The sequence below is a fragment of the Acinetobacter nosocomialis NIPH 2119 genome, assembly GCF_000368085.1.
Lineage (GTDB): Bacteria > Pseudomonadota > Gammaproteobacteria > Pseudomonadales > Moraxellaceae > Acinetobacter > Acinetobacter nosocomialis.
Map to the genome: position 1 here is coordinate 1521082 of NZ_KB849239.1, position 14883 is coordinate 1535964.

General features: G+C 35.6%; 16 protein-coding genes. 7 read left to right on the forward strand and 9 right to left on the reverse strand.

Going from position 1 to position 14883, the window contains the following annotated elements:
• On the reverse strand, positions 1-593 hold a 593-nt coding region (locus F984_RS22940; protein ID WP_004709376.1), incomplete at its 3' end, for a KGG domain-containing protein.
• Positions 594-1078: 485 nt separating this feature from the next.
• Here F984_RS22940 and F984_RS11165 point away from each other — a divergent pair.
• Positions 1079-1480: a DUF6367 family protein gene (locus F984_RS11165; RefSeq protein WP_004709381.1), complete on the forward strand. Its 402-nt coding sequence runs from the start codon at positions 1079-1081 to the stop codon at positions 1478-1480.
• Positions 1481-1621: 141 nt separating this feature from the next.
• Positions 1622-2500 carry an SDR family oxidoreductase gene (locus F984_RS11170; RefSeq protein WP_004709384.1) on the forward strand — a complete coding sequence of 293 codons (879 nt, stop codon included), beginning with the start codon at positions 1622-1624 and terminating at the stop codon, positions 2498-2500.
• A 56-nt stretch (positions 2501-2556) separates the two neighbouring features.
• On the opposite strand, the gene katE is transcribed toward F984_RS11170, so the two are convergent.
• Both katE and F984_RS11180 read right to left on the reverse strand, forming a co-directional pair.
• The gene (katE, locus tag F984_RS11175; protein ID WP_080631557.1) at positions 2557-4701 is read right to left on the reverse strand and encodes a catalase HPII; all 2145 of its coding nucleotides are present in this window, start codon (positions 4699-4701) and stop codon (positions 2557-2559) included.
• Between the two features lie 52 nt (positions 4702-4753).
• Positions 4754-6163 (reverse strand): iron-containing redox enzyme family protein, encoded by a 1410-nt coding sequence (locus F984_RS11180; RefSeq protein ID WP_004709387.1) that lies wholly within the window; start codon positions 6161-6163, stop codon positions 4754-4756.
• Positions 6164-6478: 315 nt separating this feature from the next.
• Between F984_RS11180 and F984_RS11185 the strand changes: the two genes are divergently transcribed.
• From F984_RS11185 to surA1, 3 genes are all read left to right on the forward strand, one after another.
• A complete protein-coding gene (locus F984_RS11185; RefSeq protein ID WP_004709389.1) occupies positions 6479-6958 on the forward strand; it encodes a CinA family protein in 480 nt (159 codons plus the stop codon).
• A 275-nt stretch (positions 6959-7233) separates the two neighbouring features.
• Positions 7234-7455 (forward strand): hypothetical protein, encoded by a 222-nt coding sequence (locus tag F984_RS11190; RefSeq protein WP_000108365.1) that lies wholly within the window; start codon positions 7234-7236, stop codon positions 7453-7455.
• A 105-nt stretch (positions 7456-7560) separates the two neighbouring features.
• Complete coding sequence (gene surA1, locus F984_RS11195) at positions 7561-7878, forward strand: surface antigen protein 1 (RefSeq protein ID WP_002048358.1); 318 nt, start codon at positions 7561-7563, stop codon at positions 7876-7878.
• Positions 7879-7947: 69 nt separating this feature from the next.
• Here surA1 and F984_RS11200 read toward each other — a convergent pair whose 3' ends face one another.
• The 3 genes from F984_RS11200 to F984_RS22885 form a co-directional block, all read right to left on the reverse strand.
• A complete protein-coding gene (locus F984_RS11200) occupies positions 7948-8169 on the reverse strand; it encodes a hypothetical protein (RefSeq protein ID WP_002048363.1) in 222 nt (73 codons plus the stop codon).
• A gap of 87 nt (positions 8170-8256) precedes the next feature.
• Complete coding sequence (locus tag F984_RS11205; RefSeq protein ID WP_001136759.1) at positions 8257-8685, reverse strand: hypothetical protein; 429 nt, start codon at positions 8683-8685, stop codon at positions 8257-8259.
• A gap of 270 nt (positions 8686-8955) precedes the next feature.
• Positions 8956-9099 carry a hypothetical protein gene (locus F984_RS22885; protein ID WP_002048336.1) on the reverse strand — a complete coding sequence of 48 codons (144 nt, stop codon included), beginning with the start codon at positions 9097-9099 and terminating at the stop codon, positions 8956-8958.
• Positions 9100-10063: 964 nt separating this feature from the next.
• On the opposite strand from F984_RS22885, the gene F984_RS0103855 reads away from it, so the two are divergent.
• Entirely contained in the window at positions 10064-10354 is a 291-nt protein-coding gene (locus F984_RS0103855) for a hypothetical protein (protein ID WP_004709395.1), read from the forward strand.
• Between the two features lies 1 nt (position 10355).
• Here F984_RS0103855 and F984_RS11215 read toward each other — a convergent pair whose 3' ends face one another.
• Positions 10356-11261: a LysR family transcriptional regulator gene (locus F984_RS11215; RefSeq protein WP_002048352.1), complete on the reverse strand. Its 906-nt coding sequence runs from the start codon at positions 11259-11261 to the stop codon at positions 10356-10358.
• A gap of 111 nt (positions 11262-11372) precedes the next feature.
• On the opposite strand from F984_RS11215, the gene F984_RS11220 reads away from it, so the two are divergent.
• Complete coding sequence (locus tag F984_RS11220; protein ID WP_004709399.1) at positions 11373-12611, forward strand: SGNH/GDSL hydrolase family protein; 1239 nt, start codon at positions 11373-11375, stop codon at positions 12609-12611.
• 45 nt (positions 12612-12656) lie between these two features.
• Here F984_RS11220 and F984_RS11225 read toward each other — a convergent pair whose 3' ends face one another.
• Positions 12657-13940, reverse strand: coding sequence for a DcaP family trimeric outer membrane transporter (locus F984_RS11225; RefSeq protein ID WP_080631632.1), 1284 nt, complete (start codon positions 13938-13940; stop codon positions 12657-12659).
• Between the two features lie 243 nt (positions 13941-14183).
• The gene (locus tag F984_RS11230) at positions 14184-14855 is read right to left on the reverse strand and encodes a class I SAM-dependent methyltransferase (protein ID WP_004709403.1); all 672 of its coding nucleotides are present in this window, start codon (positions 14853-14855) and stop codon (positions 14184-14186) included.
• Positions 14856-14883 lie beyond the last annotated feature (28 nt).

The following is a 14883-nucleotide window of genomic DNA, read 5'->3' on the forward strand; positions in this document are numbered from 1 at the left end:
CCTCGGCCACTTGAACGACCGCGATCATCGTCTTCATCGTCGTCATCATAACGGCTGCGACCACGACCTCGGCCACTTGAACGACCGCGATCATCATCTTCATCGTCATCATCATAACGGCTACGACCACGGCCTCGGCCACTTGAGCGACCGCGATCATCATCTTCGTCATCGTCATCACGACTGCGACCACGGCCTCGGCCACTCGAACGGCCACCGCGATCATCATCTTCGTCGTCATCGTAACGACTGCGGCTACGGCCTCGGCCACCTGAACGACCGCGATCATCATCTTCGTCATCGTCATAACGGCTGCGACCACGACCATTGCGATCATCATTCTTATGACTTAAAGCACCAGCTTCACGAGCCTCTTCCGAGGTAAATTCATGTGCATTACCACTAGCGTGTGCAGCTCGACCAGCTTCACGAGCTTCTTCTGAAGTAAATTCATGTGCATTACCACTTGCATGCGCAGCACGCCCACCTTTACTGGCTATTTCTCTTACTCTTTCAGGATCCATACTTGCAAATCCACGATTTGAAGTACCTGAACTATTGTTATCGTGATCTTCATATCTAGTATTAGCCATAGTTATATCTTCCTATATTTAAATTATAGTAGCTACCGCTTTTGTTGAACGGATAAATTTAAGATAAGAGATTTAAAATATTTTTATACCTATGCTATGTTTCAACCTTTTTAAATGTATATAAATTAAAATACGCAAAAAACTCTAAGATGATTATTTAAATAAAGATTTTATCAATTAAAATATTTATAAAATATTCTATAGTTTTACTTTTTAAATACTGGCCATACTTATTATTACTCAATCCTACATAATAATATATTTTTACAAATGCCTTTAAAATATCAATGTGAATAACATAAACTTTCACAATGTACAAATCAATAATAAACAAAAACATCTTAACAATTGAAGAAACAAATAAAAAATACAATTAAAATTATTTAAAAACAATAACATAATCAATTACTTTTTCAGAAAAAATTTACTTGAGTGAGCAAAATCAAGATTTAAAATTAAAATATAATATTTATGAGAGATGAATCATGCAATTACCTCAAACTCAGTCATCGCTACAATACATTCATATTTCTGTACCTGAAATTTTACTTAGTAACATACAAATTAAAAATATTTGGCAAGATTATAACCAAGAATGGAGCTATAGATTAGACCCACCTCATGCAAGCCATCCTTTCCAAAGAGATTTACATATTATTAAATCAAAAAACATTGAGAAAGAAGATATAAAAGAACCATTTGATAATTTAGCAGCTAAAAATAAACCAGAATTAAAATCTATAGTAGAAGCAGAAACCGTAATAAAAGAAATTTTAGATTTATCGGATTATATACCTATAGAAAATTGGTTAGAGGATACAGGTAATCGATCAATTATTGAAAGTATGATTGATAAAAACAAGGTTAAATTATTGGATATTATTTAATAAAAATTTAAGTGTTATATTTTTTTACATCCTTATATATAAAATAACAAAGACAACTTTTTAAAAAAGACTATTTACTTATATTCACGTGCAGATTAATCACTATAAAGGGACTGAAATTTAAATAGAGGTAGTCTAGACATGGAAAATACAACAAATGAGTATCCATCAGCAGTTCCAGCACAAGTTCAACCTCATCAGCCAGGCGATCAGGAGAAGATGCATCCTGAACCAGAAATCATTAAAGCATCTCATAAAGGTAGTGAGAAACTAAAAGGCAAAGTTGCCGTGATTAGTGGTGGTGATAGCGGTATTGGCCGTTCGGTTGCCGTATTGTTTGCCCGTGAAGGCGCCGATATTGCGGTACTGTATCTTGAAGAGGATCAAGATGCTGAAATCACCAAACAACTTGTTGAAAAGGAAGGACAACACTGTCTTCTATTAAAAGGTGATATTTCCGATGCAGACCTTGCAAAACAAAATATTGATAAGGTTTTACAGCATTTTGGAAAAATTAATATTTTAGTAAATAATGCTGGAGTTCAATATCAGCAAAAAGAAATTGAAAGTATTAGTAATGAACAATTAGAAAAAACATTTAAAACAAATATTTTTGCCATGTTTTATTTAACCAAAGAAGCGATTCCTTATATGGAAGAAGGTGATAGTATTATAAACACCACCAGTATTACCAGTTATCAAGGTCATGATGAGCTCATCGATTATGCGAGTACTAAAGGTGCGATTACCTCTTTTACTCGTAGCTTGTCGAACAACTTAATGAAACAGAAAAAAGGTATTCGCGTAAATGGTGTGGCACCAGGGCCAATTTGGACTCCTCTCATTCCAAGCAGTTTCGATGCAGAAACGGTTGAGAAATTTGGTAAAGATACCCCAATGGGTCGCATGGGTCAGCCAAGTGAAGTTGCCCCTGCTTACCTTTTCCTTGCTTCAGATGATGCAAGTTATATTACGGGTCAGGTAATTCATGTAAATGGCGGTCAAATTGTTAATGGCTAAGCGCTAACATCATTTAGAAAAAGCCCTGAAAGCTTCAACTTTCAGGGCTTTTTTATTTAAGCCGGTACGTGTGCGGCTATTTGTTCTCGTGACCAAACACGATGAGCTTTAATCAGATTTTTAAATTTTTCTGCAATATGTTGGAACTCATCCTCTACCAAAGTTCCTTCATCTGCAACTAAACCGAGTGGCTCAAGCAAATCAGATTTATTGCCTAAAAATGCAATTGGTTTTAAATGCTTATAAGCTTCTAGTACATAATGGCGCGCTACACCATCTTGCATCACTGCACTTAAATTATCGCCATCTGGAACAATTACAGCATCATAAGCTATTGAAGGTTCAGCCATTTGCATACCATCAGCTACAATAATATTGTCTTTATGGTCTTTTACTGGAGCCAAGCTCGGCGCTAGTAAATGAACAACTACACCTTCTTTAATTGCCCAATTTTTAATTGCTTCAAGTGTATCTGACTTCACAAGATTATGAATAAGCACAGCGACTTTTCTACCTTGAATGTCTTCAGGAGGGAAAGCTAAAAAAGACAACTTGGCAGATTTTTCAATTGCTGTTTTCTTATAATCTAAGGTTAAATCCGGCACTTCAATACCTAAATTCGCACCGACTTGACGTGCCAGATCGAGGTCGATATTTGCCAAAATTTGTTGAACTTGGCGCTCACGAATATGTTTTCTTTGAACTTTACTTAACTCAAAAGTATAGGCATCGACCACATGTTTTTGCTCATGCGGCGCAAGGCTTTTGTAATAAAGTCGAGGCTGTGAGAAATAATCAGAGAATGTCTCACTTCTTTGACGAAGTTTATGTCCACTAATTTTTTCAGGATAACTTTCAAAACCACCATTTGATGCTGCTGGCGGTGTCTCAACTGGCCAATTTCCATCGATCGAGTTCGGTTGATATGAAGCTTGACCTTTATGAATGGTATGTTGATGAATGCCATCACGTTGATTGTTATGGAATGGACACACAGGTTTGTTAATCGGAATTTGGTGGAAGTTTGGTCCACCTAAACGGCTTAACTGGGTATCTGTATATGAAAATAGACGCGCTTGTAAAAGTGGGTCATCTGTAAAATCAATACCAGGCACTACATGACCCGGACAGAAAGCCACCTGCTCTGTTTCAGCAAAGAAGTTATCTACATTTCTGTTTAAAACAAATCGACCAATTGGCGTAACAGGGACTAATTCTTCAGGAATAATTTTTGTTGGATCAAGCAAATCGAAGTCAAAGTTCATTTCATCTTCTTCTTCGACAATCTGCACGCCGAGTTCCCATTCTGGATAAAAACCTTGCTCAATCGCTTCATAAAGATCACGACGGTGGAAATCTGGGTCTTTACCAGCAAGTTTTTGAGCTTCATCCCATACGAGCGCACTTAAACCTTGTTTTGGTGTCCAGTGAAATTTCACAAAGTGTGATTTACCTTCGGCATTAATTAGACGGAAGGTATGCACACCAAACCCTTGAATTGAACGTAAATTACGTGGAATCGCACGGTCTGACATTGCCCAAATTACCGCATGTGCAGATTCAGGCACTAAAGACACAAAATCCCAGAAAGTATCGTGTGCAGTTGCACCAGTCGGGATTTCGGTATCTGGTTCAGGTTTTACTGCATGGACAAAGTCTGGAAACTTAATACCGTCTTGCACAAAAAAGACTGGGGCGTTATTACCAACTAAATCGAAATTACCTTCTTGGGTATAAAACTTAATTGCAAAACCGCGAATATCACGGACAGTGTCGGCTGAACCACGCGGACCTTGCACTGTTGAAAAGCGTACAAAAATTGGAGTTTGAATGGTTGGGTCTGTTAAGAACCCAGCTTTGGTCAAACGTTCATTTCCTTCATAAGCCTGAAAATAACCATGCGCCCCAACACCACGAGCATGCACAATACGCTCAGGTATACGCTCATGGTCAAAGTGGGTGATTTTTTCTCTTAAGATAAAATCTTCCAACAAGGTCGAACCACGAATACCCGCTCTTAAGCTATTTTGGTTATCAGCTATTTTAACACCTTGATTTGTGGTTAATGCCTCGTTGGTTGCATCATCTCTTACTGTGTCTAACTGTTCAGTTTTCTGGGTAGTATTGGCTTTATTTGCTGCATCGGCACCAGCCATTTCACTTGTTTTATTAGTTAATTTAGTTTTGTCGTTCATGTCCATTACCTATGTTTTGAAAGTTAAACTTGGGTTGAAGTTGAAAACGTTTATCAAACTAGTTTTTAAACGTCCCTAAATAAGGAAAAAGAAGTTCTACGTATTTACGAGTACTCCAAAGACCAATACTTTTATGATGAGAATCAGGGGCTAGAAACGGAGTAAGTTTGCATATTTTTATTGCAAGATCGCTTGATTGCAGCACGCGCTCTTGCAGTGCATCAAGCTCGCCATCAGAGATATAGCTAAACAGATAATCTTGAATACGCTGGCTATTCTTTAGTTCTCTGCTGTATGCCAAGAAGTTAGAAGAATGATCACTACCAGCGATCCAGTCATGAATAATTTGACGCTCTACAGGGTTAAATACCCCAAACATTTTTCCATTTTCTTCATTAATCATCCGCCAGAACACGCTCTGTTCAGGGTCGGTATTAAACTTAATCCATTTCTGTTCAGTTAAATGATTGATCAATCCTGCAATATCATCGGGGTTTGATAACCATTGATTAATAGTTTTGCAGCCAAACTGTCTGGTTTCGTTATGAATTAACTGACCGACAAGTGCTTTTCTTTTCAAAATTTTATGAACAAAGTCTTCAAGACTTAAATTCTTTATAATATTTGAAGAAGATTCACCACGGTTATTCAAGGCAAAACCTTGTTTTAACTTGGTAAAGAAGAGCTCTTTATCCCTGTATTTATTGTAAATATCTTCAATAACCTTAATCGCTTTATAAGCATGGCCATTGTCAATATTGTCGATAGTAATGTGTAAATTAAAGTATTTAGAATCGATACCTAATTCAGCAAGCTCATAATTTGAAATTAAAAGATGCAGAGGAAGCTGCTCATAACCTAAGTTAAAACCAACAATTTCTGGAATAAACTCAGGCGGTGCATACCCTAGTGCAAGCTGTACTACGGCTTGATGGTAATAATCATCTTCTAAAAGCAGGTCGAAACTGTCGAGTCCAAGACTACGTAAAAGATCATCATAGATACACACATGATTCGCTTTCGGTTCACCTAATCCAAGCTCTTCCAGATAAGTAATAATAAGTTCATGAAAGACAGGATCATTCCAGTAATGTACAGAGCTATATAGCCAAGCACCATCTACTTTTTTGGTCGGAGATACCTTTATTAAAAACTCAAACGCCTGAGCAACATTCTGAAAATACTCTCTACCATGACCATCTTGTCTACGATTTAAATATGCCTGAAATTCCTGACAATTTTTTTTATTATCGTTTTCACACCATTCTTTAATCGAATAGATACTTGAAGGAAAATCTATTTCCGTCATCTCTAGTTTATCTATTTCTTTAATAAGAAAATCTCTTGCCTTTTTCTCTTTCTCAAAACTTGAAACATCAGGGTCAAGAAAAAAAACAAACAATTCATAATAATTTTGTTGATTATCTTGTAATAAGTCTAATAATCTTTTTTTCACTACAACAGGCATTTTCATTCTCCGTTTGTGAGATATCAATTACCATACGTCACCCTAACTATAATCAAGTTTTAACTTTGTTATTTTGCGTTATTAAAAATTAAGATCAAACCTAAAAATTAAAATATTTCAATAACATAATTACTAACGCAAAATTACATTTAAACTTTTAGAATTATTTAAGCTGCTGTTTTTATATAAAATTTGCAAAACTTAATCTAAACTTACATTAGTTTCACCATCAAAATTATAAACATTAAAAAAATAACAAAGCAAATAGTTATATATTTTTATAACATTTTAAAAACAATTTAAGGGAGAATTAAAATGTTTAATTCATGTTGTAAATTATTAGCTAAGGAAAAAATTAAAATTGCTTTTTTTGAAAGTGCTTCTGCCGGCTATCTGGCTTACCGCTTCTCTTTGAGCCCTTATTCGGGGGATATATTGATTGGAAGCCTTGTGAGTTATGATCTTCGTGTCAAAGAAAATACCCTACATATTTCAGAAGAACTTATTGAAAAATATACAGCAGAATCAATGCAAGTAACTGTTGAAATGATTAATAAAGGAAAAGAACTTTTACATGCAGATATGTATGTTGCATGTACGGGTCTACTCAAAAAAGGGGGTTCCGAAACACAAGAAAAACCAGTAGGAACGTTCTTTTATTCAATATATTATCAAAATAATTTTTATAATTTTAGGCGTGTATTAAAAGGACCTGCTTTTTTAAAGCTTAGAAAGTTGACTTACTACATTACTCAAGATATAAAATTTATTATATTAGATAAAAAAACACCTTAACCTATATAAAAGATAACAAATATACATTTAGACATATTTATTATCTTTTTTAAATGTTGTGTACTAAAATGTAATTTATTAAACATTCATATTAATAATGTTTATTCTAAAAAATTACTTATATTAAAAATCAGCAATTTATTCAACTTTTAAATTTACAGTTAAATATAGGGTAACACCCCTACCCTACACATTTAAAATCTACATGTTTTAATAAACCTATCTGAAGCTCTCAGATAAAACACATCGTCATAATTGATATGAGGTATTAAAAAATGAGCACTACTAATAATCAAGCAAATCAACGTAATAATCAGCAGCAACAACAACAGCAAAATGACAACCGTAATCAACAGCAACACGGTAACCAACAGCAAAACGATCAACAGCAACAAAATAATCAGCAGCAACAGCAAAATGATAACCGCGGCCAACAACAAGGATCTAACCAAAAAGATTCTGGCCAACAAAACTCAAATAACAACCAACAACGCTAATCGTTTTTAGTTGTTCTTTGATGCGGTCAATCATTTAGGAAGGTGAAAGCACCTTCCTAAATCAAAATATAAACATAAAATTCAATAAAATATGAGGGAATTCTGATGACAGATCAAAATACAGATCATGCTCAACTGGTAGCTGGCGATCATAACTATTCTGACTCTCGCTGGCGTGAAAGCTATCTTACTCGTCCTTATTATCAAGAAGCGCAATTAACTACACCAGATCTAGATTATGATCGTGATTTTTCTGCAGCTTATGAACTTGGTCATCGGGCTCGTTCTGAATCTAAAGAAGGAACTCAGTTTGAAGATATGGAAGGTAGCTTAAAGCAAAAATGGGAAGAGCTAAAAGCCGAGTCCCGCCTTAAATGGGAACACGCTAAACAAGCGATTAAAGATGCATGGGATGATATGTAACATTCTCAACTGGTCCAAAGCTATAAGCTTATTTCCTATTGGCCCTGGGAAATAGGCTTTTTTATTGTTTTAAAAATATGGTGGCATATTAAAATTATGATTAAGGTACTGATTTGCTAAATTTGGATCATCAAAAACTTCTTTCTTAAATTGTACGCTCACGGTTGTAGTGAGTACATGGGTCGGCTTAATAGTCACCTCCACTACATATTTATTTTGCTCGTGCTTAGCTTTTACGCCATAAATTTCAGAATCATTAATGCAAGTTCCATCTGTAAAATATACAAACATACGTACTACCTTAAATATCACTAAACATAAAGGTCCTATCAAACATAAAGCCTGACTCAGTTAATCTGGTCAGGCTTTTCCTCAAAATCAACTTTGATTTTTTTTAAAATATTCAATTATTTCTTCCCCATTATTTACAGGCTTTTTCTGCGAGGGGTAAGTTTCTTCGTAAGCATAGGCGGGTAAAGTAATTTTAGCTCGAATTGGGGGTAATTTCTCTTGTCCACCCGTAGTAATCCGCTCAATAAAACCAGCAAGCCAGAGTACAAATTCTTGAGTATTCTTACTTTTAGGAATAAGACTTAAATCCAATTTAATTTTTGACTCTTGCAAGGGCTTAATAAGTATTTCGGCAAAATCAATATAATTATATAAAAGCTTTAACTTTGTCCCCTTAATTTCCTGTCTGAGTTCGATCATCAAGTTGTTAAGATCTTCCATTGGATCATCTGTAAAACCTTTTTTTTCTTTAACATTTTGATATATTTTCTCAGCTATTTTTAAATATTGGGGCATATCCTTACCTTTATAGTTCATTATTACTAAAATGAATTTTGGATGAATATAAGTAAGCTATTGTGTTTGTTTTATTAACTTTTTGAAAAGATATATTCATTTTACAACAATTCAGTAACACTAAAAATCCCAGTCATTTAAACAACATAAATTATTGATTTATATTTTATTTTAAAATATTTGATTACTTGTTAAGTTATATTCTTTAGATAAAATAACGATAAAAAAAGCCCACTTATAAAGTAGGCTTTTTTAGTAAAAACTAATTTATTACGAGTTTTTATTCATATCATGAGAGGTCGCTGGATCACTTGCTCCATGCATGCCATCATTTTTTGAATTACGGTCTTGGCAAGCACTCATGCCCATAGCAATTGCCAGCACCATACTTACTGCACAAAATATTCTTACCATTTAAATCACCTTTATAAATATTAAAATGTAGGTTTATGAATAACATTATCTTATGTTGGCCTACCGCAGTGGTTCTCTTAACTTTTGTAGATTATGCAAGCTTTTGTAAAAACCCAAAAATATGATTAATAAAATTACATTTCTTGCAATTGAAATTTTGGTTATTTTTTGGCATGCAGTGTTTATACTACATCGTCTAGGTTATAAAAATCGAATTATTAAATAGTTTAGCCAAACGATACATCTAATTAACGACATTGACATACTATACAAATAAACAATTAATAAATATTTGATATATAAGATTAAAAAACAACTCCAAAGGTGAAATAAAAAACAGTTATATACACATTATATTTTTTAATTTTTCTATTTTCTAAATAAAAACAGGCAAATATTTATATCAAATTATATAAATCAATCTTTTATTTTTGCAATTGACCCACCCCAATGCTCAGCTTATGATGCTCGCGCTGACCAATTTTGTCAGTCGGTTTTAGCAGACCGTCTACCTAAGTGCACTAAAAAACACGTTTTTTGGTGTGATGCCCCTCGTGCCTTTGATGGAGGAACGAGAGTGGGACACCTTCGGGTGTGCTGGTTTCTTAGGTATCAGTCTGCTAACCCTCTTTCGTTTCGCCACCATAATGATTAGCAATGAGTGGGCATAACTTCTTTTAATCAAGGAGTCACTCATGACTATTATTCTATATTTTTTACGTACTTTTATTGATTTTACTTACATTCGGCATTTTTTATTTGTTCAAGCATTTTTAGAGATCGTACCCATTTCTCAAAAATAAAAACTTTCTAATAGAGTTCAAAAATCGTTTACTTAAATCTTTTTTCTACCCTTTTTATATAAGTTTGGGTTAAAAGTTTTAAGTATTCAAATACCACATAAAGATTAGAACTTCTATCAACATCACTTAACGATAACAACAACCCATGCAGAGTAACAACAATGTTTTTTCTCTATCGTTTTGTTTTGGTGAGCCTTGTTACACTCAGTGTTTTAAATCTGATGGGCTGCAGACCCATGAGTAAAAATGAATTTAATACACGTTGTGTTGGGGCGGGACATGACCTTTCACAGTGTAATTGTATCTATAGCTCGTTAGAGCAGCACTATTCACCACAATTTGTAGAAAGCTTACCAAAAGTGAGCTTGCAGAATATTGATACTAAAATGAATTTTGTAGAAACAATGAATAAAACTATGCAACAGTGCCAATTTAGTGCAAGGAAACAATGAGTTACTGTATAGGAGCATGCTCTACCAAAAAATCTAAAAATGCGCGAACACGATTTGGAACATATTTATCATGACCAATCCAGACAGCATGGAATTCTTCACAAGCATGAATATTCCAGTCTTCAAGAATCTTGATGAGTTGCTTTTGCTGTATTGCTTTTTGAATTTGAAATTCATTCAGCTGAGCAATACCAACGCCTGCCAGTGCTAACTGTAAAATTGCTTCACCCTGATTTACTTTTAAAACTTTAGATGGCGTTAAGTTAATTTCCTGAGTTGCTTTTTTGAATAACCAGGTTTTGTTCTGGCGTTGATAACTTACATCTAAAAGCCGATGTGCATGTAACTCATCCGGATGTTTGGGACAACCATACTTTTCAATATATGTAGGTGAACATACATAATATTTATGTGTACTCCCGAGTGAGCGAGCTACCAAATTGGAGCTTTTCAAAGGTCCTGTTCGAATCGCAACATCAATTCTTTGTTCAACTAAGTTAATTACTTCATCACTCAAATGAGCTTCTAATTCAATTTCCGGGTAGCGTTGATTAAACAAACTAATGCAAGGCAATAAAAAGTGAGTCCAATATGAAAAGCTGGTATGGATCCTAATTCGCCCTTGCGGTTTATGGTGAGCAGTAACAGATTGTTCAAGTTCATCTAAATTATTGAGTATTTGAAGGCCTTGCTCATAAAACTGACACCCTTCACTGGTAAGCTGAAACTGACGTGTTGAACGGTTCAATAACCTGACACCAAGTCTTTTTTCTAAACGGGAAATTAACTTACTGACCGCAGACGGCGTCATATCACATGCTCGTGCTACGGCTGAAAAACTTCCAAGCTCGACTACACGTATAAAAATTGCCAACTCGCCAGATCGATTAATATCAAAATAAGACATAACAAAATTTATTTATGAATTGTATTCACAAATCTTATTCCGCTTAGCCCGCTATAACAAGGCATCAATTTATTTCAAGATAACTTTAATTCGTTTCAAAGAGTTCACGAGATGAAACTTTCTCAAGCTACCCTATTTTCTCTGGTTTTATTTACGAGCGTTGCACAAGCAGAAGTACCAAAGAACCATTGGATTACCACTTGGTCTGCCAGCCCCCAAAAAGTCTGGAATAAAGATTTCGTTTTTCCGACACTCATTCCAGAGCAAATATCCAACCAAACAATTAGGCAGGTAAGCCAAATTAGTTTAGGTGGTGAAGCTGTTCGGCTTGTTTTTACCAATCAATATGGCGAGCAACCGCTTTATATTGATCAAACAACGATTGGTTTAGCGAACGCAGTAACTCCAAAATCTAAGAGCACCTATTCCGTTTATTTTTCTGGTCAACTTAAAGCAAAAATTTTACCTGGCAAACAACTAGTGAGTGATCCAATCAAGTTAGCTGTTCCCGATCATGCTCAATTGGTGGTGAATAGCTTTATTCAAAAGCCTACAACGTTTAAAACATTTCATTGGGATGCCAAACAAACCAGTTGGCTCATTAGTGGAAATCAGACAACAAATTTAAATGCGCCTACGAATGCAAAAACTACAACAGCACGATTATTACTGTCTGCAATCGAGGTAAAACCCAAAGAGAAAGCTCAGGTGGTTGCTGTTATTGGAGACTCAATTACCGATGGAGCGACTGCAACCTTAGATGCGAATACGAGATGGACCGATTTTTTGGCTAAGCGTTTATCTCCCCATCAAGTAGCGGTAATTAATAGCGGAATTTCAGGAAATCGATTGCTTACCGATGGTATGGGCGATAGTGTTTTAAAACGTTTAAACAATGAAATATTTCAATATACAGATGTTAAAACTTTAATCGTTTTAATTGGTATAAATGATATTTCATGGCCCGGCACAGCGTTTGCTCCTAAACAGCAAATACCTTCTTTTGAAGCCTTAACTAAAGGTTATCAACGTGTTGTAAATGAAGCTCACAAGCAAGGTATTCAGGTAATTGGTGCAACCTTACTTCCGTTCTCTAGTGCTTTGCCTAATACCCCTTTAGATAATTATTATCAACCCAACAAAGATCAATTACGTCAGCGCATTAACCACTGGATAAGAACCAGTCATACATTTGATGGTGTACTTGATCTTGATGAAGGCTTAAAAGATCCAAAGCATCCCAATCGATTAAATCCAATTTATGATTCTGGAGATCATTTACATCCTAATGACCGTGGTAATCAGCATATGGCGGAATTGGTAGATTTAGATCAAATTACTAAAAATTAATGATTGCCCCATCAGGTGAGCCTTTCATCTGATGGGAATAGCTATTTAGAAATCATAACTTGCTATCATGTTGAAGCGGTTATCCACCCCGTTTCGACCATCGAAAGTTTCGCGTTCGCCATATACATATTCAACACCTAAGGTAATTGGCTTGTATGGGTTATACATCGTATTTACCCAGCCCTGCCAAAGCTGTTTGTTTTGAGTCGTACTATTATGCTGTAATTCGGCAAAACGGTTATCATCTTTGGCCTTCATATAGCCATAAGCTAAAGTCGAGCGAATTTTTGGCGTGAATTGATGAGTTACCCCCAAAGACACCGTATCAAATTCATTGCTATGCATGTTGTTCTGCTCATCTATTGCATAGCCACTGTTGCTCCATAACAAGAAACGTCCATCGCCTTTGACATGGTAATAATCGGCTTTAAGTAAAGTATCGGGTGTCATTTGGTATTTACCGCCGAAACCTACGCCCCAAGCCCACTCACTGTCATTATTGGTTCTTTTTTCAGCGACAAAACTACGCCCCGAAAGTATCGAACCATTGGCAAATTTATGATTTAAACGCCCGACTAAAGCGGGTAAACGCATTTTATTATCTGGATCTGTTGCCGCAGTATATTTCGGGTCTTCAACTGATAGTGCAAAACTTGTATTTGCCGTTAAATTATCGCCATAGCGAACCATTGGCGATCTAAGTAAAGCACTGCCTACAAATGTTCCTGCATCGATTGTTTCTGGGTAATATTCAGGTGCAATGAATGTCGACCATGTTTGACCAATCAACCATTTATCAAAAGTTAAATAAGCATGACGTATACGGAACTGATCACGAGTAGCCGCCCCAAAAAAGTCCATTTCTAACTTTCCACCCACATCACCAGCAGTTGTTGGTGTTTTAAAATTCAATCCGAAACGAGTCACATAAACCGTACTGTGCAATTGGTCTTTTTGTGCAGATTCTTCTGGCGTATGTTCAAGTGGAACTCCACTAATATTGTTATACATCGTAGATGCACCCTTAATTTGGTAAGAAGCATCTGCTCGTATATAACCATATAAGTTAAATTCTGTACCCGATTTAGTTAATACTTGTTGTATGGATTGTGGAGCTTGAGTAGCCACAGGAGCAACTTGTTCTACTTTTTCTTGGCTTAAAGATTTTTGAGTTTGTATATCTGCCTGTAGCATTGCCCGTAATTCGTTTACTTCTTGGCGAAGTTGCTCTATTTCAGGGTTTACTTGACCAGCAAAAGCAGAAGACATAAGTAGAGTCACAGAAACTGCCAACAAGTTTTTTTGAACCGTTGTATTTAAAACTTTCATCATGAAATTTTCCTTTAGACCTTTAAGTAGTCTTAAAAGTCTCGACATCCTTTTTGTTATGTACCTATCTAAAATAGATCCTTAAAAATTTGCCTTTCTTTCACAAGAAAGACCCTCCCTCATATTTTTTAGCCGTATCCTCCCTAACGCAGCAAAAGCAACTTTTTAATTTTTCATTTTTTATATTCTCTTCCACATTGAGAATATTCAGTTTTAACCCCTTATTTATATTCCCCAATAGTATTATTTTTTTGCAATAAACCCCTGATAAGTCAAAATTTGCGTATAAGGCTGTACACTTTCAAAGCCCGTCTTTTCCAAAAGTTTTATATATCCTTCAGTCGTTAAGCTAAAAAAGTCCTCCGCCATACGCTCCAACATTTTTTGACATTGTTCTTCTGTTAACCCTTGAGCCAAGCACAAATAACGCAATGCTTGAAGCTGCTGTGGATTTACACAAGTCATGAGGTCATAAGTAAGTAAAGGCGCCTTTTCTTTTAAGCGATCATAAATATCCTTAAAGAAGGTTGGTTTTATGTCATCTGCAATAAAATGCGCCACAAGAATAGACAATGCAGCATCGAAACATGGTTCCAAAGGCAGTGCTGAAGTATCACCATGTACAAAAGTGACTTGGGTAGATTTACCTAAAAGTTCAACCTGCTCCTGAGCTTTTTGCAGCATGGTTAAAGATGGATCGACTGCTGTAAATTGCCAGTTTGGATGTCTTTTAAGTAAATATTCGAGTTCATAACCCGTACCACAGCCCACAATTAAGACATGAGCATCTGGTGGCAACACCGACTGTAAAATGGCATCCACCTGTAGATGGATGACTTCATAACCCGGAATTAATTTACGAATATGCGCATCATATCCTTCAACTACTTTAGGGCTATTAAAGTCTTTTGCCATTTTGTTTTATTCCTTTTAAAACTGCTTT

What these genes read in the sequence shown, in the direction of transcription:
- katE (WP_080631557.1), bottom strand. Translation starts at nt 4,701, where the DNA reads ATGGACATGAACGACAAAACTAAATTAACTAATAAAACAAGTGAAATG.
- surA1 (WP_002048358.1), top strand. Translation starts at nt 7,561, where the DNA reads ATGACAGATCAAAATACAGATCATGCTCAACTGGTAGCTGGCGATCAT.
- F984_RS0103855 (WP_004709395.1), top strand. Translation starts at nt 10,064, where the DNA reads ATGTTTTTTCTCTATCGTTTTGTTTTGGTGAGCCTTGTTACACTCAGT.
- F984_RS11220 (WP_004709399.1), top strand. Translation starts at nt 11,373, where the DNA reads ATGAAACTTTCTCAAGCTACCCTATTTTCTCTGGTTTTATTTACGAGC.
- F984_RS11215 (WP_002048352.1), bottom strand. Translation starts at nt 11,261, where the DNA reads ATGTCTTATTTTGATATTAATCGATCTGGCGAGTTGGCAATTTTTATA.
- F984_RS22885 (WP_002048336.1), bottom strand. Translation starts at nt 9,099, where the DNA reads ATGGTAAGAATATTTTGTGCAGTAAGTATGGTGCTGGCAATTGCTATG.
- F984_RS11165 (WP_004709381.1), top strand. Translation starts at nt 1,079, where the DNA reads ATGCAATTACCTCAAACTCAGTCATCGCTACAATACATTCATATTTCT.
- F984_RS11170 (WP_004709384.1), top strand. Translation starts at nt 1,622, where the DNA reads ATGGAAAATACAACAAATGAGTATCCATCAGCAGTTCCAGCACAAGTT.
- F984_RS11200 (WP_002048363.1), bottom strand. Translation starts at nt 8,169, where the DNA reads ATGTTTGTATATTTTACAGATGGAACTTGCATTAATGATTCTGAAATT.
- F984_RS11205 (WP_001136759.1), bottom strand. Translation starts at nt 8,685, where the DNA reads ATGCCCCAATATTTAAAAATAGCTGAGAAAATATATCAAAATGTTAAA.
- F984_RS11190 (WP_000108365.1), top strand. Translation starts at nt 7,234, where the DNA reads ATGAGCACTACTAATAATCAAGCAAATCAACGTAATAATCAGCAGCAA.
- F984_RS11225 (WP_080631632.1), bottom strand. Translation starts at nt 13,940, where the DNA reads ATGAAAGTTTTAAATACAACGGTTCAAAAAAACTTGTTGGCAGTTTCT.
- F984_RS11185 (WP_004709389.1), top strand. Translation starts at nt 6,479, where the DNA reads ATGTTTAATTCATGTTGTAAATTATTAGCTAAGGAAAAAATTAAAATT.
- F984_RS11230 (WP_004709403.1), bottom strand. Translation starts at nt 14,855, where the DNA reads ATGGCAAAAGACTTTAATAGCCCTAAAGTAGTTGAAGGATATGATGCG.
- F984_RS11180 (WP_004709387.1), bottom strand. Translation starts at nt 6,163, where the DNA reads ATGCCTGTTGTAGTGAAAAAAAGATTATTAGACTTATTACAAGATAAT.